The organism is Clostridium sp. TW13, assembly GCF_024345225.1.
Classification (GTDB): Bacteria; Bacillota; Clostridia; order Clostridiales; family Clostridiaceae; genus Inconstantimicrobium; species Inconstantimicrobium mannanitabidum.
Map to the genome: position 1 here is coordinate 92,528 of NZ_BROD01000001.1, position 16,098 is coordinate 108,625.

Here is a 16,098-nt window from a genome sequence, read left to right on the forward strand (position 1 = left end):
ATGATGAATAATGGGCAAAAAATAGGATTATAATTAAGAATGGGAATTTGAAAAAATTCATGGGATTATCTATTATAATTGTATTAGCACTCAATAGTAATGAGTGCTAACAATAAAGTTATTAATATTATTTAAATATATTTAAGGAGGGATAACAATGAAGGTTAAACCATTAGGTGACAGAGTTGTTATAAAAAGATTAGAAGCAGAGGAAAAAACAAAAAGTGGAATAGTTTTAACAGGAACTGCTAAAGAAAGACCTCAAGAGGCAGAAGTAGTTGCTGTAGGTCCTGGAGCTGTAGTAGATGGTAAGAGGGTAGAGATGGAAGTTAAAGTTGGAGATAAAGTATTATATTCCAAGTATGCTGGTACAGAAGTTAAAGTAGATAGTGAAGAGTATATAATATTGAAACAAGAAGATATTCTAGCAGTAGTAGAATAATATTTTAATATACAGGAGGTATTTGGAAAATGGCAAAGCAAATTATGTTTGGTGAAGAAGCAAGAAGAAAGATGCAGGCAGGTGTTGACAAGTTAGCAGATACAGTTAAGGTAACACTTGGACCTAAGGGAAGAAATGTCGTATTAGATAAGAAATTTGGTGCACCACTTATAACAAATGATGGTGTTTCTATAGCAAGAGAAATAGAATTAGAAGATCCATTTGAAAATATGGGAGCTCAACTTGTAAAAGAAGTTGCAACAAAGACTAACGATGTTGCAGGTGATGGTACAACTACAGCTACATTATTAGCTCAAGCCATAATAAGAGAAGGTTTAAAGAATGTAACAGCTGGGGCAAATCCAATGCTAGTTAGAAATGGTATAAGAAAAGCTGTTGATAAAGCAGTAGAAGAAATCAAGAAGATTTCAAAGCCAGTGAATGGAAAAGAAGACATAGCAAGAGTTGCAGCTATATCAGCAGCTGATGAAGAAATTGGTAAGTTAATTGCTGATGCTATGGAGAAGGTTGGAAATGAAGGAGTTATCACTGTTGAAGAATCAAGAACTATGGGAACAGAACTTGATGTAGTTGAAGGTATGCAATTTGACAGGGGTTACCTATCTCCATATATGGTAACAGATACTGAAAAGATGGAAGCAGCTATAGATGATGCATATATTTTAATCACTGATAAGAAGATTGGAAACATACAAGAAATATTACCAGTATTAGAACAAATAGTTCAAGCAGGTAAGAAACTTGTTATAATAGCTGAAGATGTTGAAGGTGAAGCTTTAGCAACACTTGTAGTTAATAAATTAAGAGGAACATTTACTTGCGTTGCAATCAAAGCACCAGGTTTCGGTGATAGAAGAAAAGAAATGCTTCAAGATATTGCAATACTTACAGGTGGTACAGTAATTTCTGAAGAATTAGGAAATGACTTAAAAGAAGCTACAATTGATATGTTAGGTAGAGCAGAAAGCGTTAAGATTACAAAGGAAAACACTACAATAGTAAATGGTAAGGGTGACAAGAACGAAATTCACAACAGAGTTCACCAAATAAAAACTCAAATAGAAGAAACCACTTCAGAATTTGATAAAGAAAAATTACAAGAAAGACTAGCAAAACTTGCTGGTGGAGTTGCAGTAGTAAAAGTCGGAGCAGCTACAGAAACAGAACTTAAAGAAAGAAAGCTTAGAATAGAAGATGCTCTTGCAGCTACAAAGGCAGCAGTTGAGGAAGGAATCGTTCCAGGTGGTGGAACAGCATATGTTAATGTAATTAACGAAGTTGCAAAATTAACTTCTGATGTGGCAGATGAACAAGTTGGTATAAACATAATAGTAAGAGCTTTAGAAGAACCAATGAGACAAATTGCTACAAATGCAGGAGATGAAGGTTCGGTTATAATAGAAAAAGTTAAGAACAGCGAAGTTGGAGTTGGATATGATGCTTTACATGGAGAATATATAAATATGATTAAAGCTGGTATTGTGGACCCAACTAAGGTTACAAGATCAGCACTACAAAATGCATCATCTGTAGCTTCAACATTCTTAACAACAGAATCAGCAGTTGCTGATATACCAGAAAAGAATCCACAACCTATGCCAGGTGCACCAGGCATGGGGATGGACGGAATGTACTAAAAATAATATATTTCTTATTAAGGCTAGAAGAGAAGTTAATTCTTTTCTAGCCTTTTAATATGATAAAATGTAATTATTATTTGGTATATTTTCATTTCGTAAAAAATAGAATAATAAAGAGGAGAATAGAAACATATGATAGAATATATTCTATAAAACATTAGAGAAGAGAGAGAGGAGTAATTATGGAATTTTTTTTGATATTTGTTATTGGAATAGTTATAGGAAGTTTTTTAAATGTATGTATTTATAGAATACCCAATGAAGAATCTATTGCATATCCACCATCTCACTGTGGTAATTGTAACAGTCAGCTGAAACCTTTAGATTTAATACCTATATTTAGCTATATTTTTTTACGAGGGAGATGCAGATATTGTAAATTAAAAATATCTATACAGTATCCAATCATAGAGTTATTAAATGGAGTAGTTTATGTATTGTTATATTTAAAGTTAGGACTAACTATAGAATTTGTAAAGCTATGCGTTTTAGTTTCTTTATTAATTGTGATAGGGATTATAGATTATAAAACTAAATTTGTATATAGAAATACAGTGATATTTGGAATGGTCATGGGAGTGATATTTATTTCTATTTCTTCAATAATGTATAAACAAAATTTTTATAATTACTTATTGGGAGCTATAATAGGCTTTGGAGTAATATTTTTAATAGTAATTCTCACCAGAGGCATGGGGGAAGGAGATATTGAGATAGCATTAATTTGTGGCCTATTTTTAGGTGTACAAAATATAATTGTTACTTTATTTCTGGCATTTGTAATTGGAGGAATTGTAGGGATAATAATTTTATTGTTAAAGCTTAAAGGAAAAAAAGAAGAGATAGCTTTTGGTCCATATTTAGCTATAGGAGCATTAATTGCAATGTTATTCGGAAATAAAATAATTAACTTATATTTGAATATGTTTTAGAATATGTAAATGAGATTTTTAATGTTTAATATAATTAAAGTAAAATTGAAATTTAATTGAAAAAAATAAGCAAATATAGTATATTTGTAATTATAAAATTAGATGGTTATTGAGGACTGTGAATCTATTGTTATGTAAAAGAGAGGTATACTAATGGCTAATGAAAGAAAGAGATTAGGAGATATACTTGTTAACGATGGAAAGATAACCAATTTTCAACTCAGACAAGCTCTTGATTGGCAAAAGACATCTGGCGGTAAGTTAGGAGAAATCTTAGTTGAGCAAAAAATTGTAACTGAAGATGAAATTATAGATTCTGTCGAAAAACAAACAGGGATAAGAAAAGTTGATTTAAACATTATAAATTTTGATAGAAAGGCAATGAGTCTTATACAACAAAATTTATGTAGAAAATATATGTTAATTCCTTTTGGATTTAATAATAATAAAATAAAGGTAGCTATGTCAGATCCGCTTAACATTTTTGCTATAGATGATGTTGCTATAGCTACAGGATTTGAGATTGAAATATATATATCAAGGAAAAGTGACATAAAAAAGTTTATTGAAGTTTATTATACAAGTGAGCAAGTTTCAGAAGCTGCAAAGTTACTTTCACAGGAAAGTATAGAGGCAAACAGTATAAAGACTAATGTTGAAGAAATAGATGAAGTTAAAAATGCTCCAGTTGTAAAGATGGTAGATTATCTATTTAAGAACTCTGTAGAAATGAAGGCTTCAGATATTCATATTGAACCCTTTGAACATGAGATAAAAATTAGATATAGAATAGACGGAAGATTACAAACAATAAATACGCTTGGCATAGAGAGTTTAGCTCCTTTGGTAACTAGAATAAAGATACTTGCAGGATTAAATATAGCTGAAAAAAGAATACCTCAAGATGGAAGGATAATAACAACTGTTGGTTCAAATGATGTGGATCTAAGAGTTTCTATATTACCAGTTGTAAATGGGGAAAAAATAGTTATAAGAATTTTAAATAGAAGCAGCTATAGAGTTGGAAAAGAAAGACTAGGGATGAACCAAGATAACTTAGAAAAGTTAGATAGAATTATAAAACAGCCACATGGAATAGTTTTAGTTACAGGACCAACAGGAAGTGGTAAATCCACTACTTTATATACAATATTAAATGAATTGAACTCAAATGATGTAAATATAATTACTGTAGAAGATCCCGTAGAATACACTTTAAATGGAATAAATCAGGTTAATGTCAACGTAAAGGCAGGTTTAACTTTTGCAAGTGGACTTAGAAGTATATTAAGACAAGATCCAGATATTGTAATGATAGGTGAGATTAGAGATAATGAAACTGCTGAAATTGCTATAAAAGCAGCTATAACTGGACACTTAGTTTTGAGTACTTTACATACTAATGATGCACCATCTTCTATAATTAGACTTATTGATATGGGGATACAGCCATATTTGGTTTCAACTTCTATAGTAGGGGTTATTGCTCAAAGATTGGTCAGAAGGGTTTGTGAAAAATGCAAAAAACCATATTTGGCTAATGAATATGAAAAGAGAATATTAGGAATTGAAGATGAAAAAGTAACATTGTATAAAGGCCAAGGCTGTGGATATTGCAACAATACAGGATACTCAGGCAGAATTGGTGTATATGAAATAATGGAAATAACGAGAGAACATAGAGAGGCTATTAATTCTAAAAATAGCTTGGATGAACTTAGAGATATTTCTATTAAGCATGGAATGAAAACCTTAGGTGAAGAATGTAAACAGTTGGTATTAGATGGTGTTACAACTGTGGAGGAGTTAGCTACAGTAACTTTGTTAAAGGAACTATAAAGGGTGGGATGAGCTATGTCAAAATTTAAATATAGAGCCATGACTTCAGAGGGAAATAAAATAGAAGGCATATATGAAGGACAATCTCAGAATGACGTTTTATCCATGATTTCATCCAATGGGTATTATCCACTTATGATTGAGGAAATTAAGGAAAATGGTAATATTCAATTCAAAATAAATAAAAAAGTAAAGACCAAGCATATAGCAATATTTTGCAGGCAGTTCTATACAATGTTAAATGCAGGGCTGCCGCTTACAAACTGTTTGAATGTTTTAGCTAATCAAGTTGAACATCCAAGACTTAGAGAGGCTGTAGGTGAGATTGAAGAAGAGGTGAAAAAGGGAAATTCTTTGTCTAGCTCAATGAAGAAATATAAAGATGTATTCCCAGATCTTTTGGTTAACCTTGTTGAAGCAGGAGAGGTTAGTGGTAACTTAGATACAATTTTGTTAAGAATGGCTAATCATTATGAAAAAGAGAATAAAGTAAATAACAAGGTAAAAGGGGCAATGATTTATCCTATAGTATTAAGTGTCGTTGCTATAAGCGTTCTAATATTTATTTTAACATATGTAATGCCAACTTTTATGAATTTATTCAATCAAACTGGTACAAAGTTACCGTGGAATACAAGGTTTTTAATGTGGCTAAGTAATGCACTTTCCAATCATTTTATTTTATGTGCAGTAGTAGTATTAGCAGCAGTTTTAGGTATTAAGTATTATTGTAAAACAGATAATGGAACTCTTTTTATGAGCAAGTTAAAATTGAAATTGCCTATAATAAAGAAGCTTAATCAAAAGATTATAGTGTCAAGATTTACAAGAACTCTTTCAACCTTACTAGCAAGTGGAATCACTTTGGTACAAGCACTTCAAATTGTTTCAACGGTAGTTGGTAATAAGATAGCAGAGAATTCATTGTTAAATATAAAAGAAAAGGTAGTTAGAGGAGAAGGCTTATATTCAAGTATTAAAGCAGAAAGTATTTTCCCGGAAATGTTATCATCTATGGTTAAGATAGGAGAAGAAACTGGATCATTAGATGATATTTTAAATAAAACAGCAGATTTCTACGATGAAGAAGTAGAAACAACCATACAATCTACAGTGGCTTTATTGGAACCAATATTAATAGTGGTGATGGGGCTTGTCATAGGATTTATAATTCTTTCAATTATGCTTCCTATGTATGACAGCTATACACAAATATAAAAACAAATTATAGGAGGGATCATTCCATGAAACAACTACTAAAAACCAAACGAAAGAGAAAAGGCTTTACCCTAATAGAATTAATCATCGTTATTGCAATTATTGCAATATTAGTAGCAGTAGCTATACCAAAATTCAGTGAAATCAGAAAGAATGCCAACGCTAGTGCAGATTTGGCTACAGCAAAAACAATACACTCATTAATTGCTGCTGAAACTACTGCTTCATCAGGAGCAGTTGCTGACACAGCATCAAATGTTGCCGTTCCAGATAGTATTTTAAACAAGTTGGATGGAGCTAAAAAACCTAAGGGAGGGACTGCATTTACGTATACTATGTCTAATGGAGATATAAAAATATATATAGATAATGCAAGTGTTCCTGTATATCCAAACTAATATAAACACATATTAATTACTTAAAGTGTAAAGTCATAATGACTTTACACTTTACTTAAATTCAGCCAAAATAGATTTATAAGTTATTAAAATTCTTAAGTGAGGGGAGTTATAGATTATATGGAAAAGAAGAATGAAACCCAAGCTAAAAGCATATTGCAGATGGACGTTAAAGATATAGTTGGAAAATTTTCTACCATAAAAAAGAAGAAGAAAAAGAGCAGTAAGCCTAAGTTTGAGATGAAGAAAACAGTTGTAGCTTTTGATATAGGCACTAGTAGCATAAAGATTGCAGTGGGAAGCTATTATAAAAATAAATTATCAATAGATAAGTTGTTTGAAACTGCAACCCCTGATGGGTCTATTGAGGATGGAAAGATAACAAATTCTAGTGCTTTGATGGCTGCTTTAAACTATACCTTAATGGATAATGGGATAAGAGTAAAAGATGTAATTTGCACTACCAACTCTTCCTCAATCATAAATAGAGAGTTGATTATTCCAAAAGTAGAAGAAGATGAATTAGCAACAGTTGTAAAATATGAAATTCAGCAATATCTACCAATAAACTTGAATGATTATATACTTCAAACGAGCGTACTTGAAGAAATAGAAGAAAATAATCAAAAGAAACTTAGTGTTCGTGCAATTTCATATCCCGAAAGAACCGCAAATGCATATTATGAACTAGTTAATGGTTTGGGATTGAGACCGTATGCTTTAGATGTAAATTATAACTCTCTAAATAAATTAATAAATAACATTGGTATAAATCAGATTTTTCCATATAGTGAGGATGGTTCCTTGGCTTTTATAGATATGGGGGTAAAGTCCATTGATATAAACATATATAATCGTAAAGGAATTTTAGATTTTACAAGAATAATAAGAACAGGTGGTGCAGATATTGATGATGCACTGATACAAAGAAAGCATAGTACAAGAAAAACATTGGAGCAGGACAAGAAAGAAAAAATACATTTGAATTTTACAGAAACTGATAAGTTCAGTGATTGTGTGAAAGATGTAGCTGATGAATGGATTGAAAAAATAGAAAAAGTTATTCAATTTTATAAAAATAAAAGTTTTGAAAATGAAATTTCTAATATAATTTTGTATGGTGGATCAAGTAACTTGAACGGGTTGCCTAAATATATGGCAGAGAAATTGGGAATCAAAACAATGAAAATAAGTACTTTACCTAATGTAACCATTAAACCTAAGGATATAGATATAGCTAAATATATAAATGTAATTGGATCTATTATAAGACTGTAGGAGGAAATGAAAAGATGAGAGATATTAATTTTTTTAGTCCTTATCAAGGCAAGAAGAAAGAAAACATAAATACGCAGATATATATTTATGGTGCCGCAGTTGTAATAGGTTTATTTATATTAGTTACATTGTGTGTAAACTCTTATAAGATGATTTATTATAAGACATCTATAGCAAAATATGAGGCTAAATTAACAGACTCTGACACTAAGAAGAAACTTGATGAAGCTAAGGTAGTAAATAAAAAGTTAGAAATATTAAATAAATATGAACATGGAATTGCAGATATAAGCAAAAATATGAATTCTAGAGATATAGTTACAACTAAATTATTAAATTCTATAAGTGCAACTTTACCTAGTGATGTTTATTTTAAGAGTATAGATGTTACCACTAGTGCTATAAATATTAAAGCAATGTCAAAAAGCAGAAAAGCCATTGGAGAGATTGAGCACAATTTAAAGAATTTAAGTAATATACAAGATGTATATATAGGAGCCATATCTGGAGATGGTGCTTTAGATGGTGAGTATTCCTTTGATATAAAATGTGTGTTAAAGGAGGTAAAATAGATATGAAAATTAGCAAGAAGGATAAACTTTTACTGTACATTTTAGCGATTGTAGTTGTAGGATTTGCATATTATGAGATTATATATAAACTTCAAACAAAATGGGTTCAGGAATTAAAGAGCATAAATGCTACTAAGGAAGCAGAGTACGATGTGGCTATGCAAACTATTGGTTCTTTACAAAGAAAAAAGAGTGATATGAAAATATTGGATGCAAAGATAGATGATAAAACTTCTAGATTATATCCTAAATTAGTGCAAGAAAAAATTATTCTAGATTTAGACAAGCTTTTGAAGGATAGTGAAATTCAAAGTAGTATAAATTTTAATCCTATAGTAGTGCAAGGAATAGATGGGGTGAAAATAGACTCAACCCAATTGGGAGACAGTACTTTTGATCCTATCACTAAAGAATATAAATCAATGACTAATTCTAATAAACAAAATACTTCATCTCAACAGAATGATAATAATTCAAGTAATGCTCAAAAGACTACTGAAACTGTACAACAGTTTAAAGTAACTTTGTCATTCTCATCATCTTATAAGGATTTAAAAAAATTTTTAGATAATGTTAGTAATTTTCAAAGAAGAATAGTAGTTAATACTTTATCTTTAACTCAAAAGAGCATAGATGAAGTGGCAGGTACTATGACATTAGAATTTTATTCTGTACCCAAGATAGATGATAGTGATAATAACTATTTATCATGGGCACTAAGTGGAGTTTATGGAAAGGACATACCATTTAATTCTGATTCTACAACAAGCTCTATGCAGGCAATAGCAAGTTCAGATGAGACAAATAAAAATCAAAATGATTTTGTAATATCTGCGAAGTCTAATAAATCAGATTTACCAGCAGTAATGGTTGGAAAGTCTAATGACAATTCAAGATTAACTTATGTTTATGCAGATAGTAATAATGAGGAACTTGTTGAATTTACAATAAGTCAAAAAGATAATAAATATTATTATAAATATAGGGTTGGAAGTAATGCTTATCCAGCAGATTTAAATTCTTTAGGACAAGAATTTACGCCTAATTCTGGAAATATAACTATTCAAGTTTCAAGTGAGAAAAGAGTAGATTTAGATGATAAATCAGGAGCAAAGATTAAGTTAATAAATAATACAGATAAATTAGTGAATGTAGAAGTTAGTGGAGATGATAGCAGCAGTCCTAGGATAAAGGTTGCTGGTGAAGGTAATAAAATTAATGTTAACCAAAAGTAGGTGATTACTATGAGTGAAAAAAAGAAAGGCTTTACTTTGATTGAACTTATAATAAGTATAGCACTAATTGGAATATTATTAGTTCCAGTATCATCTATGGTATTAACTACAGTGAGAACCAACAAAAGAGCAGAAGTAAAGCAAAAAGCTACATTAGTTGGACAAAAAGTTTTAGAGCAGCTTAGAGCAGTAAATATAGCTAAGCAGGGGACTAGCTTTAATTTTACAGGGATAACTTTTGATAATAATGTAGCAAATAATGTTTTTGTATTAAATAACGTAGACAGTTATAAGGTAACTGTTACATTAAATGTTAAGAATACTTTAGAAAGTGCTAATACTGAAGAGGTTAAATATGATGGTAAGTATAGTATTGGGGTTAGAAACGAACAACCTACTATAATATCACAAAATTCTAGTAATCCTGCAGATGTAAAAGAGGTTCCTGATAACAAGATAATAATTAAAGTACAGAAAAGTGGAAATGACAGAATTGTGGATATAAATAATGGTGAAATAAATGAAACTGTTACAACTAAAGATGCTTCAGGAAATCCTAGTAGTGATCCAAATGACAAAAAAGATTTAAATTTAGCACTAAATTTTAGTAAGTATATTTTAACTAATCAATCACAATATGCAGCCAATCCTGTATATGTTAATGTATATAATCAAGATGATAAATATGTAAATCTTTGTTTACAAAAAACAGATAATATAATTGTAAATGTGAATCAATATGTCAATCCAATTAACATTTATAACAATCGTCCTGAAGATCCTAATGCCGCTAAGATTGGAGATATGTATGACATAATGGTGGAGGTGACAAAGGATAATTCAAGTTTGTTTGTTGGTCATGCTGTTAAGAATATCAAATAGAGATAATTATATTTGAAAGGGCGGTGATTACATGAGAAAGAAAAGGAAAGGCTCAAGTTTAATTGTGGTAGTAATTATTTTTGGCATGCTAATTGTTTTTGGTACAGCTATGATTTCAATGACTACAGGGGAATTTAAATTAAGAACTAATGAGAACAGAAGATTAGAAAATTTATATAGCTCAGAATCAGGCTTAGATATAGCTTCTAATATAATAGCTAAAACTTTTGATGCAGCAGTAAAATATGGCGATAAGGCTGCTAAAGATTTTAAATTAGCTCATGCTCAAGATGCAACTGACGCAAACATAAATAATACATTTCAAACTGCATTTAAAACATTTATAGGGCCAGTAAATCCTATTGACACCTCTTTTACTATAAGATGTAAGGATGAACTTAGAAGAGCTATTGCAAATATGCAATACATTAGTAAGATACAACCAGATGGAGCTGGTGGTTTTGCAATTGAAGATACTTCAGTTAATCTTCCAAGTAATAAACCAACTTTAACAATAGATCCTGATAGTGGAATTACTCTTAGTGCAGATGGAAAAAACTACAGTATAAAAATATTATCCAAATTTAAAAATCAAAGTTCTACAGGTGAGAATGAGAGAACTATACAAGAAAGTTTTAAACTTACAATTCCATCATATGGTGACGTTGTCTATTATCAAAAAAATACTGCTATAGGAAAATATGCTGTTCTTCAAAAAGCAATTAATGTTGATGGCAATATGTCAGTAAATATAGGAGTGAGTGCTCAAGCTAATGTTAATGGGAATATACTTGTTAAAGGTAATGGTCAAGATAATCTCACTTCTAAAAATAAATATAATGGTGGAATAACAATAAAACAATCTAAGGCCGTGTTTAATGGAGAAGTTTCAACATCTAATACCTTTAATATTGATAATAATACTAATGCTAATATTAATGGAAATTTATATGCAGGGAATGTATATGCTGGTAATGCTGATGATACTTCAGCTACAATTAATAATAACGCATCAGACCAGTCGTCATTAACAATAACACAACAGATGGTTGTAGATAATGATTTGGCTATAAAAGCTAATAATACGGTAATATCTATGAATGATTTTTATGGTATAAATGATAAAAATGTAAAAACAAGCACTTCAACTGCTAAAGCAAGAACTTCTAGCAGCATCATTGTGAACGGAAATCAAAATTCAAGTGTTACAGTTAAGCAGAATGCTTATATAATGGGAGTTGCATATATTGATACTGACAATGGTAATGGTGATGGGTACCAAACAGGAGAATCAGTAGGTGTAAAAGGAAATTATTTAGCTTACGCTACTCCTCTTGTTGAAAGCAGTGAGTTTGCAAATTGTCAGTTTGGAAAGGTTGGTTCATTACAACTTGTACAAAATCTAGATGCACTGCAGAAAAGTAGGTATTTTGAAGAGTTTAGTAATAGATATATTGATAGAGTCAATCATGGTGGAATTAGTTTAAATAAAGCTAATACACATTCAGTTGGGGCTATAGTATATAAGGATTCAAATAATAAACCAGTGGTTCAAGCATCAAATTATTCAATAGATGCTGTGGATCAAACAATAACTGATAAAAGACTAGAGTATTCTTCCAAGGTGTATAAAATGGGACAACCATCTAATGATATCGGAATATACAATGAGTTGGGACATATTAGGGATACAGTGGCATCTTCTACAATATTAAATTCTACGAGTTTAGCTGGTTATACTATAGCTAGTCAAGCTGGTTTATCTGAAAAGGCAATTTTTAATGCTGATGCTAGTAAAACAATTGTAATTAAAGGAGATAATTTTGCAGGAAGTTATGATAATTCTTATATTGTGTTAGATGGGAACAACTTAAATGCTGTAATAGTTACAGCTGGTAATGTGATTATTGATGGAAAAGTAGATTTTAAAGGTACAATTTTAGCAGTAGGTGATTTGAAAGCTGTAGGTACTCAATCTCAAAATATAACTTATGATAAGGACTTAATTGATAGAATTCAGGCCACAAATTTAGATTTATTTAAAAGAGTATTTGGAGCTCCTCAAGGAACAGAAGGAGGAGTAACAGACTCAAATTTAAATCAAATTAGTATTAAATACGATATAAAGAAATATTTGAAATCAACATTATGGACAATCGTGAATTAATGAGGTGGATTTAATGAAGAAGAAGGCAAAGGGCTTCACAGTAATTGAATTAATAATAGCATCAGCCATATTGCTTATAGTCTTAGGAATTATATACAATATATTAAAAGTTAACAATGGAATGCTATCAGAAGTAGATATCAAATCCACTCTTCAAATTGATGGAGAAACTATTCAAAGGGATATAAGCAAGGTAGGAATGCAGAGTACTGGAATAACTGATTGTGTAACAGGAAGTGGAATCAATCAGTATGGTTCTCAATATATAGTGGACATGACTTATGATGAGTTTAATACTAGACAAAATGCAGATAAAATCAGTCAAATTAAATTTAATTATGTTACTGAGTCAGGTAATGAAACTTATACTGTTAAATATGATGAAGCTAATAGAACTTTGACAGGTTTGATAGGGAATGCTAGTAGCGGTAAAACACTATCAGCAAATGTAGAAAGTTTTAAGATTAACACTGTAGATAATCAAAATAACACACTCAGAAGTTGCACTTATGTGCAATTTGATATATTGCTGAAGAAAAAAGTAGGAGTTACACAAGCTGAATATCCTGTTTCTATACTTGTAAAGTTTAGAAATAAAAATTAATGGAACTTTCATAACTTAAGGTAAAGTTAGGAGGGATAATCTTTGCTTAAAAATAAAGTGGGAAAAAAAATAAGTATAATTATGATTGCATTGCTTACCTGTGTAATAGCAGGTGTTAATCTCGTTAAAGTTAAAGCAGATGTAGCAAACAAACCAGGCTTCGATGTTTCTATTTCATTATCAAAGACTCAAGCAATGAAGGGTGAAGATGTAATCGTAAATGGAAGAATTACACCTAAAGATTTTGAAATTGATATACCAAAGAAGGAAATAGTTTTGGTTTTAGATGTATCTGGGAGTATGCAGGACAATTCAAAGTTATATAATTTAAAGTTGGCAGCAAAAAAGTTTATAGATAAAATGAAAAATCAAGTGAACTTAAAAATTGGTATAGTAGCATACTCAAGTTTAGCAACTATTAATCCTGATGGGTATAATGGCACTATAAACACAAAAAGTATAGATCAATATTATACTCATGAGGTGCCAAATTACAATTCAATTGGTACTAATCTGTTAGATGCATCTGATAATAGATTATATGATATGGTAGATGGATTAGTTGCACAAGGTGGAACCAATATAGGTGAAGGACTAAGAAAAGCAGCATATATGCTAAAGCAAGGTGACAGTACTGCCAATAAGAGTTTAATCTTAATGACAGATGGAATGGCAACATTTCGAACAGTTAATGTATCAGGAAGCAGTTGGAGTGGATATAAAATTACTCCTTATTTAAATTTAGATAATCAAAATCATTACTATTCAGGCGACGGGAATAATGATGACTTGGGATATAATACAGATTATGCCGTTAGCGTAGGAAATTTAATAAAACCTCAAATAAATAGTGTGTTTTCTATAGGCTATGGTTTAGGTGATTCAAATAGTTCAAGCAATAGAAAATTAAGTAGAATACATGGAGCCATGGGTGGAGATGATTCTAACTTCTTTGCAACAGATTCAGGGGCTGTAGATGTAGTGTTTCAAAAAATAGCTGATAAGATATTAAGCAGTTATGAGGTAAGCAATATTAAGATGGAGTTAAACTTTAATCAAAATTTTAATCTTAATGTGGAAGGTAATACTGTAGATATACCTAATGTCACCTATAAAATCAAATCTATAGATGGGGGAAAAATAATATATTCAGCATCCCCAGTAGATTTTTCATTTATAATACAAGGTAATACAATAGGAGATAATTTTACTGTATTTGATAAAGCTATTGTAAAGTTTCCGTGGAATAATTTTGAGTTAACAGCCTCAGTGCCTACTAATACTATTAGTATAGTAGACAATGCAGTTCCAAATATACAAGCCAATCTTACAAGTGATAAAAGAGTAGAAGTAGTTCAAAATAGTACAAGTCCTATAAATATAACGTATAGTATAAATCCTAGTGATTGCAGTGATTATAATAATTTGGCTGGACGTAAGAATGATGTAATAATCGTAGTGGATACATCAGCTGCTATGAGCAACTATAAATCTGGAGTGGAGAATGCCCTTTGGGGAAAGCTTGTAAATGATAATGATTTAAGAGCTAAGAATATAAGATATGCACTAATAACTTATAGCAATGATGTAAATAGATGTGAAATGCTGCCACAAAGTGTTTCAGACCAGGATTTGTTTATAAAGAATATTATAAGCTCAACCCCTAGTAGTGATGCGAATAGTAGAAATATAGGTAGTGCTATCTCTAAAATTAAAACACTTTTTGGAAATCAAAATACGGATTATAAAAATATTATTTTTATAACAGCAGGACCACTAGATTCTTATGCAGATAATCAGTTAACAGATATTAAGGATAAAGGGTTTAATGTTTTCAGTGTATGTATGGGTGGAGATAACGATAAAACCTTACAAGCATTGCATAATAAGTTGAGTAATAATCAGAATTATTATTTTTATGGTAATAGTGATAATAATGAGATAAATAATAATATTATGCCTAAAATAAAAGATTCTATTAAGTCAGAAAACAATAATGAATATATTATTCAGAACAGTAAGCTTATCTTTAATACAAATGGTGAGTTTACTCTTGGTAAGTTTTATTCAGGTAGTGATGTATTACAATATAAGGTTACTGGTAATAGCTATGAAATTAGTCTAGGAGATAGAATAAAATATACGGCGAACAATTCTACATTTAAGGCAGCTCCTGTTCAAATATCATTTAAAGCTACTTTAAATAATAATACACAAGTTGGAGAGAGAAGTTTTGCTGAAAGTACTCTGTCTTATAATAACTTGATTGGAATAAATATATCAAAAATAATAGATACTCCAACTGTAGTTGTAAAATCAGCGATAACAATCACTCATGGAGTATATGGAGGCATTGATCCTAACACAAAGACACCTGTAATAGATACTACTGATAGAACTTTCAATAAATCTGCTACTGTACCTATGGCGGCTAGTTTTGAATTTTACAAAGGTACAACTGTAAAACTAGATTTAGATACAAATGTTCAAATGGTAGGTACCCCAATAATTTATAAGGTAAATGCAGATGGAACCTTAACTAAGATAGGAACAATGGATAGCAACAATTCATCACAGATTGGTGACGGTTTGGTGCAGGGAGACAAGGTTTTAGTATTGTATAATATTAAATTGCCAGAAGCTGAAGGAGCATATACTAATAGTATGAAAGTAGAAGATGTAGCTCAGCCAGCAACCATAAAAGTAGGAAAAGATGGGTTACCAGATTTGTTTTAGATATAAAGAAAATTTGTGTGGAATTTAATCTGGATGTTTGATTTTTGGTAAATAAAGTAATAAAACACGAATTGCAAGTTATAAGTCATGTTCAAAAATAAATGATTTGTAACTTGCAATTTTTATTTTTATTA

At 30.5% G+C, this 16,098-nt stretch carries 13 protein-coding genes; all 13 read left to right on the forward strand.

Going from position 1 to position 16,098, the window contains the following annotated elements; translation table 11 throughout:
• The first annotated feature begins 157 nt into the window (after window positions 1-157).
• The 13 genes from groES to OCU47_RS00560 all read left to right on the forward strand — a co-directional run bounded on the left by groES (window position 158) and on the right by OCU47_RS00560 (window position 15,964).
• On the forward strand, window positions 158-442 hold the full coding sequence (gene groES, locus OCU47_RS00500) for a co-chaperone GroES (protein WP_261826669.1): 285 nt from the start codon (window positions 158-160) through the stop codon (window positions 440-442).
• Window positions 443-471: 29 nt separating this feature from the next.
• On the forward strand, window positions 472-2,100 hold the full coding sequence (gene groL, locus OCU47_RS00505; RefSeq protein WP_261826670.1) for a chaperonin GroEL: 1,629 nt from the start codon (window positions 472-474) through the stop codon (window positions 2,098-2,100).
• Window positions 2,101-2,285: 185 nt separating this feature from the next.
• Window positions 2,286-3,035, forward strand: coding sequence for a prepilin peptidase (locus OCU47_RS00510; protein WP_261826671.1), 750 nt, complete (start codon window positions 2,286-2,288; stop codon window positions 3,033-3,035).
• Between the two features lie 153 nt (window positions 3,036-3,188).
• On the forward strand, window positions 3,189-4,874 hold the full coding sequence (locus OCU47_RS00515) for a GspE/PulE family protein (RefSeq protein WP_261826672.1): 1,686 nt from the start codon (window positions 3,189-3,191) through the stop codon (window positions 4,872-4,874).
• A gap of 15 nt (window positions 4,875-4,889) precedes the next feature.
• On the forward strand, window positions 4,890-6,092 hold the full coding sequence (locus OCU47_RS00520) for a type II secretion system F family protein (RefSeq protein WP_261826673.1): 1,203 nt from the start codon (window positions 4,890-4,892) through the stop codon (window positions 6,090-6,092).
• A 26-nt stretch (window positions 6,093-6,118) separates the two neighbouring features.
• A complete protein-coding gene (locus tag OCU47_RS00525; RefSeq protein ID WP_261826674.1) occupies window positions 6,119-6,490 on the forward strand; it encodes a prepilin-type N-terminal cleavage/methylation domain-containing protein in 372 nt (123 codons plus the stop codon).
• A gap of 120 nt (window positions 6,491-6,610) precedes the next feature.
• Window positions 6,611-7,768, forward strand: a complete 1,158-nt coding sequence (gene pilM / locus OCU47_RS00530) for a type IV pilus assembly protein PilM (protein WP_261826675.1) — start codon at window positions 6,611-6,613, stop codon at window positions 7,766-7,768.
• Between the two features lie 14 nt (window positions 7,769-7,782).
• The gene (locus OCU47_RS00535) at window positions 7,783-8,340 is read left to right on the forward strand and encodes a PilN domain-containing protein (RefSeq protein ID WP_261826676.1); all 558 of its coding nucleotides are present in this window, start codon (window positions 7,783-7,785) and stop codon (window positions 8,338-8,340) included.
• A gap of 2 nt (window positions 8,341-8,342) precedes the next feature.
• Window positions 8,343-9,575, forward strand: coding sequence for a pilus assembly protein PilO (locus tag OCU47_RS00540; RefSeq protein WP_261826677.1), 1,233 nt, complete (start codon window positions 8,343-8,345; stop codon window positions 9,573-9,575).
• 9 nt (window positions 9,576-9,584) lie between these two features.
• Window positions 9,585-10,457: a type IV pilus modification PilV family protein gene (locus OCU47_RS00545; RefSeq protein ID WP_261826678.1), complete on the forward strand. Its 873-nt coding sequence runs from the start codon at window positions 9,585-9,587 to the stop codon at window positions 10,455-10,457.
• Between the two features lie 31 nt (window positions 10,458-10,488).
• On the forward strand, window positions 10,489-12,624 hold the full coding sequence (locus OCU47_RS00550) for a hypothetical protein (protein WP_261826679.1): 2,136 nt from the start codon (window positions 10,489-10,491) through the stop codon (window positions 12,622-12,624).
• 13 nt (window positions 12,625-12,637) lie between these two features.
• Complete coding sequence (locus OCU47_RS00555) at window positions 12,638-13,228, forward strand: PilW family protein (RefSeq protein ID WP_261826680.1); 591 nt, start codon at window positions 12,638-12,640, stop codon at window positions 13,226-13,228.
• A gap of 42 nt (window positions 13,229-13,270) precedes the next feature.
• On the forward strand, window positions 13,271-15,964 hold the full coding sequence (locus OCU47_RS00560; protein ID WP_261826681.1) for a vWA domain-containing protein: 2,694 nt from the start codon (window positions 13,271-13,273) through the stop codon (window positions 15,962-15,964).
• The last annotated feature ends 134 nt before the right edge of the window (window positions 15,965-16,098 follow it).